This is a genomic window from Leptolinea tardivitalis (genome assembly GCF_001050275.1).
Classification (GTDB): domain Bacteria; phylum Chloroflexota; class Anaerolineae; order Anaerolineales; family Anaerolineaceae; genus Leptolinea; species Leptolinea tardivitalis.
Map to the genome: position 1 here is coordinate 376,887 of NZ_BBYA01000010.1, position 13,094 is coordinate 389,980.

Annotated in this window: 5 protein-coding genes and 1 pseudogene; all 6 read right to left on the reverse strand. The window is 46.5% G+C overall.

Annotation, left to right across the window (positions count from 1 at the left end):
• Nucleotides 1-44: 44 nt before the first annotated feature.
• The 6 genes and pseudogenes from LTAR_RS11255 to LTAR_RS11275 all read right to left on the reverse strand — a co-directional run bounded on the left by LTAR_RS11255 (nt 45) and on the right by LTAR_RS11275 (nt 13,092).
• Entirely contained in the window at nt 45-7,757 is a 7,713-nt protein-coding gene (locus LTAR_RS11255; protein ID WP_062422341.1) for a sortase, read from the reverse strand.
• Nucleotides 7,758-8,003: 246 nt separating this feature from the next.
• The gene (locus tag LTAR_RS11260) at nt 8,004-8,912 is read right to left on the reverse strand and encodes a DMT family transporter (protein WP_062422342.1); all 909 of its coding nucleotides are present in this window, start codon (nt 8,910-8,912) and stop codon (nt 8,004-8,006) included.
• A complete protein-coding gene (locus LTAR_RS11265; RefSeq protein WP_062422343.1) occupies nt 8,902-9,672 on the reverse strand; it encodes an ADP-ribosylglycohydrolase family protein in 771 nt (256 codons plus the stop codon). Before LTAR_RS11265 ends, LTAR_RS11260 begins: the two co-directional genes overlap by 11 nt.
• Nucleotides 9,673-9,720: 48 nt before the next feature.
• The gene (locus tag LTAR_RS17555) at nt 9,721-12,066 is read right to left on the reverse strand and encodes an HD domain-containing phosphohydrolase (protein ID WP_330218564.1); all 2,346 of its coding nucleotides are present in this window, start codon (nt 12,064-12,066) and stop codon (nt 9,721-9,723) included.
• A 237-nt stretch (nt 12,067-12,303) separates the two neighbouring features.
• A pseudogene (locus tag LTAR_RS17560) lies at nt 12,304-12,594 on the reverse strand (PAS domain-containing protein); the annotation flags it as partial.
• Nucleotides 12,595-12,609: 15 nt separating this feature from the next.
• Nucleotides 12,610-13,092, reverse strand: coding sequence for a response regulator (locus tag LTAR_RS11275; protein ID WP_062422345.1), 483 nt, complete (start codon nt 13,090-13,092; stop codon nt 12,610-12,612).
• Nucleotides 13,093-13,094: the final 2 nt, after the last annotated feature.

Here is a 13,094-nt window from a genome sequence, read left to right on the forward strand (position 1 = left end):
AGCTCTTTTTAATTCATAGTACTAACTAAATAGACAGGTTCGGTTTATTTTTTATCAAGACTCATCAAAACCGCCCGAACCAATAACCTCGAACGGTATTCCCCTGAAGCAGCATCATATCCCTGGCAGGTCATCAGAGTAAGCCAGGGTTTATCTTCATGCTTCATGGCGGCGGCAAGGTCATCCGGTTTGATCGTGTCCACATTCCGAACTTCAAAGTGATATATCAAACCAGCCACATGAATGTTTACCACATCACCGTAACGTAACTGGTTCAACTGGCTGAAAGGACCGGGAGTGCCATCAGACTTATATACATGGCCGGTGATCAGACTGTTTCCATTCCATGTTGGGAATGCGGTCTCTTCAAGGTAGGCAACCCGGTCACCCAGCCAGGAGACATCCCACCGATTATCCTGCATTGCCAATCCAACAATCTCTGATTTCATATGAATGGTAGGAATTTCGAGAGTCATATCGGTCAGAGCATGATATAAACCCTCCGGCATTTCCGGAAGAAGTGTCAACCGGTCAGGGGCGAAGCCAGTTTCAGGCATGTCGGCTGAATCAAGATAATATATGGATACTCTGGCATCATCTGTGTCATTAAATGCCGGTTCGGGCATTGAAGTCGTTGTGAGAGATACTGTGTTCAGTCCACCAGGAGGAACTCCCAGTGAATTCACTTTTGTAACCTCTGTGATTGTGAAAACATCCGTTGGAGTAACAGTGCCAATATCTACGGTGAATGTCTGTCCACTAATATGAACCGGGTGCTTATTATCCGGATAGACCATTACCTGCACAAGATCCAGAAAATCAGGCAGTGTATCTTTGATCACCACATCAGATGCATCTGTCAATCCATTATTCCCAACCGTTACAGAAAACAAAACTGTATCATTCACACGGGCATTCGTGGGGGATCCCACAATTTGAACAGCCGGATCCACAGGGTCAGCTGCTCCTAAAAAGTCTCCAAATTCAGCATAGCCAACAGAACCTGAGGTCAATGTCACCCCAACATGATCCAGGGTGGAACTGGCGTAACCTGTTGGATTGGTTTCAACAACCGTAAATACACCGGCAGGTTGTTTTTGGAATTCAAATGTACCGGTTGTTGTTGTAACCGTGGAGGCAACCAGTGCATTTGAGGCATCATACAGCTCGATAGTAACTCCAGAAAGAATGCTTTCTGTTTTTTCCATTTTGCCATTTTTATTTGCATCGAAATACACTTTTCCACGGATAAGGTTATTGGCAGAAGATGTGGCCCTATATTCACCGAAATCCGCCTCTGCTGTTCCATCAGGAGCGACAACAACAGTCAAACTGTTTGGTGTTGTACTGATGTACCCCAGGGGATCATGTTCAACAACCACAAAGGTTCCCGGCAGAAGATTGGTATATGAAAAACTGCCAGACGCATTGGATGTGAGCGTTGTCAGCAGTGTCGTACCGGTAGCATCATAAATATCAATGGTTACCCCACTGATAGGTGTTTCAGTTGACTCGTGTGTTTGATTGACGTTTTGGTCCAGATAAACGACACCTGTGATCTGACCGCGTTTGATATGGATTGTGGCTGTATCCTTGTTTGAGTTAATCGTCGAGGTGCCAAACTTTCCGTGTCCCTGGGCCGTGTTGGTCACACTCTGTGCGGTGATATCACCTGACGTAATAGTATAAGTAGCTGAACAGGTGACAGTTTCCGTTGGGGCCAGTTTTGTAATTGTTAGCGGGCAAGTTACGGTTGCCTTGTCATCTGTTACGGTGAATTCGCCGGAAGGACCGCCGCCCGTAAGGGTTACATTTCCGGTATTCGATAAGACATAGCTATATTTTGTTGAATCACCAACATGAATATACGGATCGCCGGATACCACAGATTTCACCAGAGTTATTTTTTGGTCCTGGCTGCTGGGAATTGTCAACGTGTCGGTAGCGGAGGTTACCACATCACCATCAGGATCACTTCCGGTGGCATATGCATTATTGGTCAAAGATCCATTATCCAGATCATCTTGAGTGATGGTGTATGTGGCAGTACAGGTAATAGTATCAACAGGTGCCAATGATACTGGTGTTGGAGGACATGTTACGGTGGTTTTATCATCAGCTACGGAAAAAGGTCCATAAAGGGTCGAAGTCCCGCTGTTGGTCAATTTGTAATTATATGAAATACTCTCTCCAAGGGTCTTGTAGGTGGACTGTGGAGAGGTTTTATCCATAATCAGCTGATTCAATCCATCGCTATCTGTGCTGCTGTTATTTGTATCATCCAGATCAACCACTCCAGCCGGAGCCACGACTGCAGCTGTGTTTGCCACACTGGTGGTTACACTGGAACCGACCTTTGCTGTGACGGTGTAAACCAGTTTCCCGCCAACCGGGATGGTAACAGCATCTGAGATATTACCCGTTCCAGAAGCCGTGCATGCGGCTCCTGGGTCAGCCGCGCATGTCCAGGAGATACCAGTCAGAGAAGACGGGAATATGTCATAGACATGGGCATTTACTGCCGTGCTAGGTCCAGCATTGTCAACTTCAATGGCATACGAAATATCTTCCCCCCGGTTAACTGCCAGGCGGTTATCTGTTTTGGTGATGGAAAGATCAACAGCCTGATTAACAGTAAGCGTAGCGGTATTGGATTTCACTCCGGTTCCACCATTGCTGGTGGAAACCGGTGACGTAAAGTTGTTGTATATACCATAGGGTGCCGTTACATCCACTGTCAAGGTGCAGGTTCCCCCGACGGCAATGCTGCCGCCGCTGAAATTGAGCGAAGTATCACCGGCAATTGGAGAAAAAACAGGTGTACCACAATTGGTAATCGTAATGTTAGGTGGATTCTGCACTTTCAAACCAGCCGGGAAATTATCGGTAAAGGCCACATTTGTCAACGCGGCTGTATTGGCCGCTGGATTGCTGATGTTCAATTGAAGTGTGCTTGTTCCATTTTCCAGAATGGTGGTCGGCGAGAAGGATTTGGTGATCACAGGGGCATCGAGAACCGTCAAGGTATCGGCAGCTTTATTCCCCGTTCCTCCATTGGTGGAAGAAACCGATCCACTGGTATTCACATAGTTTTTTGGTTGAGAAGCTGTGACCTGAACAGTGATAGTACAGCTGCCTCCCGGAATAAGAGAGCCGTCAGTAAATGAAAAAGACGTAGCACCCGATAAGCTGGTTGCCGTTCCTCCACATTGTGAAGATGTGGCATCCGTTACGGTAGTCATTCCTGATGGATAGGTATCACTAAAAGCCAGGCCAGTGAGGGAGACCGCAGTATTGGGATTGGTAATCGTAAATGTTAGCTGTGATGTACTGCCTACAGCAATGGGATTGGGCGAAAAACTCTTCGAAATAACGGGAGCAACAATCCGATAAAGGGTGACACTGTCATTATTGGATGTTACAACTGCACCTCCAGAAGAGGCGTCCAATGCAGTGGCGTAGGCAGTGTTGGTTACAAAGCCGGCTGTAACATCGGCCGTAAGAACAGTATAGGATTTCGAGCAGGTGGTTACACCATCTGGCGGAATAACAGTCTGGCTTCCACAGTTAAATGCCGTCCCGCCGTTGATATGATCATCAGAAACCTGAATAGGCGGATACAGGTTGACTTTACCGGTATTAGTCAGTGTGTATGAATAATTTAACGTAGCACCAGCAGAGGTATAGCCTGTTGAACTGGTTGTCTTGTCGATAGTCAACCGTGCCAGAGGTACTGTGACACTGCTGGTATTGGAGGTGACTGTCGCTCCACCCACAGGGCCATCCAATGCGGTCGCCGTGGCAGTATTGGTGACAGATTTGGCTGAAATATCGCCGGCTGTAACCGTGTACGCATGGCTGCAGGTGATTTCTCCAGAAGGCGCCAGAGGGGAAGTGCCTACACATTCAAAAGCGGCACCTATCTTGTTGTCAGAAATCATAAAGGGACCATACAACTCCGCCGTTCCTGTATTGGTCAGTTTATAGTCATATGTAATCGAATCACCGGCCATTTTAAAATTATTCGTTGATGTCGACTTTTGAAGTGAGAGACCAACGCCATTTACTGTAAGCACAGCGATTGCCGGATCTTTGCTGGTGCCTGCTTCCAGAGATGAGACCTTTGAAGACGTGTTGGTATAAACACCTCCATTAGGGGCATAAATATCCACCCCCACTGTACAGACGTTTCCAGGAGAAACTTGAATTGTTCCGCCTGAGAAGGATAGACTTGTTGATCCGCCTGTTGGAGAAAACGACGCTGAACCGCAGCCGGACATTGTTGCATTTGGCGAAGAAGCCACCAGTAGCCCAGATGGTAATTCATCCGTAAAGTTAACACCTGTCAGGGGAATTGTGTTCTCTGCCGGATTGGTGATGATGAATTGCAACCGGCTGGTATAGCCGCGTGTGATGGTGGAGTCTGTGAAGGACTTGGTAATTGATGGCGGGGCAGCCACCGTGAGGGTACTGGCTGCTTTGTTGCCAATCCCCCCATTGGTGGATGATACTTCCCCGCTCTCATTGTGATATTCTCCCGCATCGGCCGATTTGGTCCCCACTGTTACCGTGCAGGATTTGCTGGCGGGAATGGTTCCCCCGGTTAAGGTGATACTGTTTGCTGTTGTGGTAACTGTTCCATTACATTGCGATGAGTTCGGAGTTGAAGCAACGACAAGTGTGGACGGGAAAGTATCAGTAAATTGAACACCGGTTAATGCGGTGGCATTGGGGTTGGTGATGGTAAAAGTTAGACCTGAGGTAGCATTAACAGCCACCGGATTGGGTGAAAAGGTTTTCGTGATGGAGGGTAGAATAAGTCCCTGCATAACCGTAAGCGTTTCACAGGTGCGTTCATTGGAAGCGCTATGATCATTTTGTAATACACCGGCTTCAATGCAATTTTCATATGTACCTGCCGTTGGAGCGGTCACCCCAACGGTAATGGTGCAACTGCCTCCATCTGAAAGAGACCCATCGGTTAGTGTAAGCTTGCGGGTACTGCTGTCGTATGCCACTGTACCACCACCGCACTGAGGTGTGGTTATACCACCATCCGGGTCCATCCCGGATGGTAATACATCAACCAGGCCTAATCCTGTTAAGGGGAAATTCGATGTGTTGTTAATCGTGATGACCAGATCAGAATGATTCCCCACTCCGCTGGTGATTGTGCTGTTTACAAAAGCCTTTGTAACACTGGCTCCAGCAAGGTTGGTCAGGGTAGCACTGGCTTCATTTTCATTGGTCGCCCCGTTGGTTGTGGTTACATCGTGGGAATGGATCACGTTCGTCAGATTATCTGCCTTATTCATGGTTACATCGATGGACACATCGCAACTGGATTTCGCCGCCAGGGACCCTCCAGAAAACGTAAAACTCGTATCACCCGAATTGGCTGTTATGGTTCCCCCACAGGTTCCCACGCTGGCGTGAGGAGGAAAGGCAACCTTAATTCCCCGTTTGTCTGGATCAGAATCATCATATGGCAGATGGTCTGTAAATGTGATGCCGGTCAATAGTGCCGTTGTTGGATTTGACAATGTCACCGTCAATTTTGATGATGAACCTCCGGTTACATTAACGGGAGAAAAAGCCTTAACAACATTAATAGATAATGGAGAAACAGTCAGGGTTGCGGATTCAGGAGAAATGTTTGAAATTGTTGAGGTGGCTCCGCCCACAGTAACATCCCCAGTAACAGATGAAGCTGCGAGAGTATTCGTTCCAGTTGATGAACCAACCACATCCACATAGACGGTACAAATTCCAGCAACAGAACCCACCTGGGCAGGGACGATACCACCGTTCATGATCAGTTTATTTGGTGATCCCGAATCAAGAGTTACAGATGTTGATCCACAGGAATTTACCAGATTTGGTGTGGAGGCAAATTTGATTCCAGAAGGCAAAGTATCGGTAAATTTGACATTTTCCAACGGTACGGTATTGGTGTTGGTTAACTGGATCATCATTGTGGAAATTCCACCTGAATTTACCGTTGGCGGGGTGAATGATTTTTTCACACCAATCCCGGTGACAGTTAAGGTTGCAGAAAAACTGCTGGATACATTCCGCCCTTCTGCATTTGAAATGTTTACCGGAGAAATGATATTTTGAAAAACACCCTCTTTTGTACTCGTAACATTGACCTTCAAAGTACAGACTGTTCCCTTTAATACTATTCCGCCTGAATAGAGTACCCGGGTATCACCTACTGCCGGAGAAAAAACTCCACCCTGGCAACCTGAAATCGGGGATAAATGAAGAGAGGATACCTGAATTCCTTCTGGAAAGACATCCAGAAGGGAGAAATTTGTAAGGTCAGTATCGGCGGGAGCCCTGAAAGATATAGTGAGTGTTGATTCTCCACTAATCCCGATTGTTGAAGGAGAAAAACTCTTGGAAGCTTCCGTAATCCCGTTCCCGGCCGTGTACACCGTAACATTGCCGGAAATAGCCGTCAGGTTTGTAACCTTCTGGTCAGTCACTATTCCATAGGGGGGGATACTGTTGGTGAATTTCCCGGCATAAGTGGATGTTACTCTGGCCTTGATTGTGCAGCTTTGGGGAGAGGTGGGAGTGCCAGCCGGAATGCTGCCGCCCACCAGGTACAGGTGCGTGGCATCGTATGTAACGGTTCCGTTGCACTGGGGGGACAATGGGGCTCCATAGAAAGAAAGCCCGGTGGGCAGAGTATCAGTAAAGGTTATTCCGGTATATGCTGTGCTTGAGGGATTATTCAAGGTTATGGTGAAATCACTATAACCACCTGCCTGAAACATGCTCGGTGAAAATGTTTTTGTCGCTCCCAAAGATTGGTAATTTACGGGTGCCGTGGCAGCCGATGTATTGGTTACATTCTGCTGCGATTGGATGGCACGTGCCGGTATGGTATTAAGATATGCCGCTGCAACCGACGATACGATTGTCACCCTTACAGAGCAGGTGGTATTTGGCGCGATGGTAGCCCCAGTCATGGTTACAGCTGTGTCATTAACAGCCAGGGGATTCCCGGACGGCCCGGTGATGGATGGCGTACCACAGTTTGTTTTCGTAACAGTGGCACTGGCAATCACCAGATTTGTTGGTAGTGTATCCGTCAGTGATACCTGGGTCAGGGAGTAATTCGTGTCATTGTTTTTAATATTAATGGTGAGGGTTGTGGTTTGCCCCACATACCGTGTGGCATCAGCAATAGTCTTGTTTAATGAAGGGGGCTGCACAGGATCCACCAGCAAATTATTACTGGCCGGTGTGGTATTGGTCACTGTGATTGTTCCGGTCGGATCGGTGGCTTTCAGGTTATTGGCAGGAATTGTATTGATATACGTCGTGGGAGTGAGTGACGTCACATTAACCGAGACGGTACATGTCCCGAAAACCAGCCCTGATTTTGCCGGAACAGTTCCGCCAATAAGTGAAACTGTTGTACCTGTAATGGAAACTGTTCCCCCGCAGGTGGTAGTGGCATTCACCGGATCTGCAAAGGTCATTCCAGATGGGAGGGTATCACTCAAACTGGCCGGCGATGTAGACAGAGTCAGAGGGAAAGTGTTTGGATTAAATACAATGATATTTAACGTAGATGTACCGCCAACACTGATCCTGTTGGGGATAAATTCTTTATTCATCTGGGCAGGGAGCGATGTGTCTCCATCAGCCTGTACAATGTGAAACGAATCAGCCAGGAAAAAGCCAATAATCAGACTGAAAAAGACAATACCAATAAATAACCGGGGGACAATTTTTACCATTAAAAACTCCCTGTAAATATGGAAAATAGCTGATTGTCTTGCGGGGGAAAAACTTATGTACAAAACCGCCCTTAATGAATCTAAAATGGAGATTCAGTAAGGGTGGTGAAATAAAAGAGTAATAATCTACCCATAATAAAGAATATTATGGATATTATCTCATATTAAATTAATGTTGCAATAGATGGTTCAGGTTATTTTGTATTACTTTTCTATTATTCAAACAAACAGATATTGATTGTTACCTTACAGTTTGCTTTCCACTTCCTCAATGCCTGTTGTTTGAACAGAATTCCGCATAAGCGGCCAGAGTTGGGCCAGAATCACAGCGCCAAAAATCATCAGGCAGCCTATTGTTTGCACCAGGGTGAAACTCTCATTAAGAAAGAGAATACCGGATAGCGCAGCAAACACCGCTTCCATAGAGAGGATTAATGCGGCATCGGCTGCCGGTGCATGGCGCTGCCCCCAGACCTGACCGGTAAAACCAACCGCTGTAGAAATTATTCCCGCATACGCCAGGGCCATCCAGGCATCTGGCAAACCGGCAAAGGTGGAAAATTCAAAAATTAACCCAAAGACCAGGTTCAACACACAGGCAACGGCATACTGGATAAGCGAAAAATGCACCACATTGACTTTAGATGATATTTTTCCCACCAGAATCAAATGACAGGCCCACAGAAAAGCTCCCGCCAACTCCAGGGCATCACCTGAGGCAAGAGATGTCATGGTTCCGCCAGCGGATAAGAGGAAGGTACCGATAACCGCAATTCCAGCCGCCACCCAGGTGACTAAAGGAGCCGGTTTTCGGGTGATCACAGCCATTATTATAGGAACGATAACCACATAAAGCCCGGTGATAAATGCGGCATTTCCGGCAGTTGTTGTTTTGATTCCAGCCTGCTGCAGGGCACTTCCACCAAATAAAACAGCGCCCGTCAAAATTGACCAGGGCAGCCACTTGCGCGGATACTTCAACGTACGGAGGAAAGGAAGCATGGCCATCACACCCAGCAAGTACCGGCCTGCGCCAAACACAAAGAAGCCTACATGCTGCGAGCCGGTCCTTTGGGCAACAAATCCACCGCCCCATACAGCCGCCACAATCAAGAGAACAATATCCGCCTTGATGCGGTCTGATTTACCAGCCATAGCGTTCCTTAAAGCGTGAGAGGGTGTTGCGCATCTCCGGTGTCAACCGTGAAAAGGTATCTTCTGCAATATTCTCGGGAATAGAACCATAAAAAGCCTGGGCGATTCCCCCGGCTATGCAGGCCTGTGTATCGGCATCGCCGCCCAGTGAAACAGCCAGACGGATACATTCTTCATAGGATGTCGATTCTAGAAAAGCAATTATCGCTTCAGGTACGCTTCCCTGGCAGGTGACATCAAATGTGTACGCCGGACGAATGTCATCCAGACGGCGGTCCAGATCATAATGAAACTGGGATTGAATCTCATGCTTGATGTCCTTCTTCCCTGCGCCATGGGCCGCCATAAATATGGCAAGGGCTACCGCCTGGGCACCTTTAATCCCTTCAGGATGGTTATGAGTAATAACCGCGCTTTTTTCAGCCAGAAGTAGTACCTCTGCCTCGGTTTCCCCCGCAAATCCCACCGGACTGACCCGCATGGCAGATCCATTTCCGAAACTGTTATACGGTGTGCGATTCTCTGAATACAACCATTTAATAAACATCCCCCCGTATCCGGCATCAGGATACCGGCAGCAGAACTCATACAGGGTCGTCGCAAAATCAGCACCATTCAGAAGAGATTCTGCCAGTGCAATCGTGCAGACCGTATCGTCGGTGAATCGGGAGTGTTCTGAGAAAAGGGGAACATCAACGGTTTTTACGGCGTGAAATTCATACGCCGAACCGATTACATCACCTGCAATGGCACCAATCACAGCAACCTTCCTGGAAAATACTTCCAGGAATGATAACACACCTGTTAATTACTGTCCCATCATGTGCAGGAACACATCAACAATTCTGGAATCCAGGTGGGTGCCTGATTCTTCACGGATCTGCTGCAGGGCTTTCTCTTTTGTCCAGGCTTTTCGGTAAGGTCTGTCAGATACCAGCGAATCATAAACATCGGCGATGGCAAAAATACGTGCCGCCAATGGGATTTGTTCTTCCTTCAAACCCCGCGGATATCCCCTGCCATCCCAGTGTTCATGGTGACAATAAGGGATATCCAGAGATTTGGACAGATAGGTTATGGGGGAGAGCATTTCAAAGGCATACACCGGATGCTTCCGCATGATCACCCATTCTTCCGGTGTAAGGGGTCCTTCTTTCAACAGAATACTATCAGGAATACCCATTTTTCCAATATCATGCAACAGGGAGCCGCGCCGAATGTTGACCAGATCCTGATCCATAAGCCCGAGGGCTTCAGCCAGCCTGACTGTCAATTCAGTCACCCGGCGGGAATGACCTTCAGTCTCTCTGTCGCGCAGATCCAATGCTTTCGACCATCCTTCTAGGGTAGAGTCATACGCCAGAGTTAATTCAAGATTTGAACGTTGTAACTGTTGAACCAGCAGATTGTTGTCTATGGCAATAGATACCTGCCCGGCCAGCGTTTCGAGGAATTCAATCCACTCATCCTCTTGATACTTCCTATCGGCAAAATAGACTTCAAGAACACCCTTAATCTGCCCTTTATTGATCATGGGGACAGCAGCATATCCTCGAAATTCATCTTTAACTAATTCGCCAGGTTTGATAATAGAAACACATTCTTTATCAATATCGTGACAGGTAATCACTTTGCCTTCCAGGGCTGCTTTGCCTGCTAATCCTTCCCCAAGGCGGATCGATGTTGGGTTCTCACCAGAAATGGCAAATCCGCGACTTACAGAAAACTCTAGAAGTTGTCGTGTCGTATCATACAGAAGGACATTAATTGCCAAAAAACCGGGGATGGCTGCAAGTTCGTTTGCCAGAATATTGAGAGTAACTTTTAATTCCAGGCTGGATGATATGGCAGTATCTACTGTGTGCAGGGTAGCAAGACGTTTCAACTGTTCCTGGGTTTCGGTAAAGAGACGGCTGTTTTTGATAGCAATAGCCCCTGTGCTGGCTAATGGAAATAACAGGTCAACATCCATCTGCGTGAAATAATGAGGTTTGTCGCTTAGAACCTGCAATACACCCAGAAATTCATCTTTTACGATGAGGGGAATAATAACGGATGACTGGATATCATCCATATTCATATTTGGATTATGTTTCCGCATCAAGCCCCTGATGTACTCGGAAAATTCATCAACAATCAAGGGCTGTCGCGTATAGGCCACTTCACTGATTGTTCCCATTCCAGGCGGAGCCAATTGGACAGGTGGATACGTAGAAACATCCAATTTTTTATTATTCACTATGGCATATTCACATGTTTGATATTGTGTTACAGAATCAAAGGATGTGACATACACAGATTTAATAGTAGGAAATATTTGCAGCACCCCTTTTGCCAGATAATCGTAGACCTCTTCAAGGTTGAGAGTCTGAGACAAACGCCGGCCTAAGGTGCTGATAGCCGTCATGTGATCGGCATAAAGACGGGTTTTCTCTAATAAATTAGTTCGATAAAGGGCGACGGCAAATATATTTGACAGGGAATGAACAAGGTCTATATCAATGTCAACCAGAGAGGTCTTACGACCAATGAGCATAGCACCAAGAACCTGATCTTCGGCAATCAACGGGCAAACCACCCGGTCTATATAGGCAAAATCATCCTCTAAATTTACACGAGTCGAGATGTGGTCATCACGATTTACTATAACAGGCATTGCATCTGGAAAGAAAGTCGTATAAATAGGGTCATCCGCATCCAGAGTAATACCTGTCAGTTTCTCCCATAAACCAGTAGCATAATCAACCACATAATACTTTTTATCATCCGTGATTAATACTGCTGCCCAGGCATCTGCGTTAAATAGACGGGTGATTTGATCACTGATTACATCCATCATCTCCACACGGGTCTTGGCTGTTCTGACAGCCGCACTAACAGCGCTGATCACCTCAAGACTGCGTTCCCGTTTACGACGGGCCGTCATATCAATTATCGAGACGAGTACACGAGAATACCGGTCTTTCTCTTCCTGGGTTATCGACCAGTGGAGCTGAACATCGATGGGGTTGCCGTCCAGATCATAATTGGTTCCCTCGCCATCATACGCATCGGCATCATTGGCGATCGCCATTATTTCATCTACGATCAATATGGGATCGGCCATTGAGAAGATTCGAAAGGCATTATTGATGAGGCTGGACTTATCAGGCATTTTATACAAGGCCTGCGCAGCCTTATTAACATCCAGAATCCTGGCTTTTGAAACACACTCGTCAACGATTTCGGGATGGGAGAGCAAGTAATTCCGGATATCTTCAATTCCTCTTGCCCGCAGAGAATCTAAATATTGCTTAATTCCACTAAAATCTTCTTCCCATAAAGATATGCTGGAATCCTCAAAGAGGCTGCGGTAGCGCTTTTCACTTTCAATCAGTGTTGTTTCAGCCAGATGCTGCTCTGTAATATCATAATTGGTGGCGTAATGGCCTCGGTAAACACCGGTATTATCGAGTACTGGCTGGCAAATATGCTCCAGCCAGCGAACAGTGCCATCTTTTTTAATGATCCGTAATTTGAATTGAACCACCCCCAATGTTGACTTTCGGATCTTGGAATGGTCATACGATAACTGTTTATCCAGGGGATGAACCATCTCTTGCAGCAACCCGGGATTCTTCATGAATTCATTAATGGAGTATCCGGTAACACGCTCAACTGACGGAGAGATATACACAAACTTGCCATTTTCATCCGATCAGTATTCCCAGTTATATGTGAAATTGGCTATGGTCTTAAGGCGTTCTTCACTTTCTCGAAGACGTTTTTCTGTTTGGAACTTTTGTAACGCAATTGAAATTACCACAGAAAAACGATAATTATCAAAATCTTTTAATACAAAACCATATGGATTAATCGATTGAACAGTATCGAGGGAAAGGTTTTCACTCGATTCAACCACCAAAACAACCGGAGTTCCAAACCGTTGATGTATCAATTCGGCAAGAGAAGGGCCGCTCATATCACCAGCAAATTGCAGGTCTAGAATGACCAGATCGGGTTTGTCCAACTCAATACTGCGGATGGCATCTTCTCCGCGAAAAACCACTGGTAGAACTTCATAATTAAACTGTTTAAGGTTTCTGACGATCTTTTCCGCCAAAGAAGGTTCATTTTCAATAATTAGGATCTTTGCCAGCATGGAATTGACCGCCTGGTTTTTTAATTCAGGAAAATTCATAC

Bases quoted from the DNA above. Each gene is read 5' to 3' on its own strand.
- LTAR_RS11255 (WP_062422341.1), bottom strand. From the start codon at position 7,757: ATGGTAAAAATTGTCCCCCGGTTATTTATTGGTATTGTCTTTTTCAGT.
- LTAR_RS11260 (WP_062422342.1), bottom strand. From the start codon at position 8,912: ATGGCTGGTAAATCAGACCGCATCAAGGCGGATATTGTTCTCTTGATT.
- LTAR_RS17555 (WP_330218564.1), bottom strand. From the start codon at position 12,066: ATGCCTGATAAGTCCAGCCTCATCAATAATGCCTTTCGAATCTTCTCA.
- LTAR_RS11275 (WP_062422345.1), bottom strand. From the start codon at position 13,092: ATGAATTTTCCTGAATTAAAAAACCAGGCGGTCAATTCCATGCTGGCA.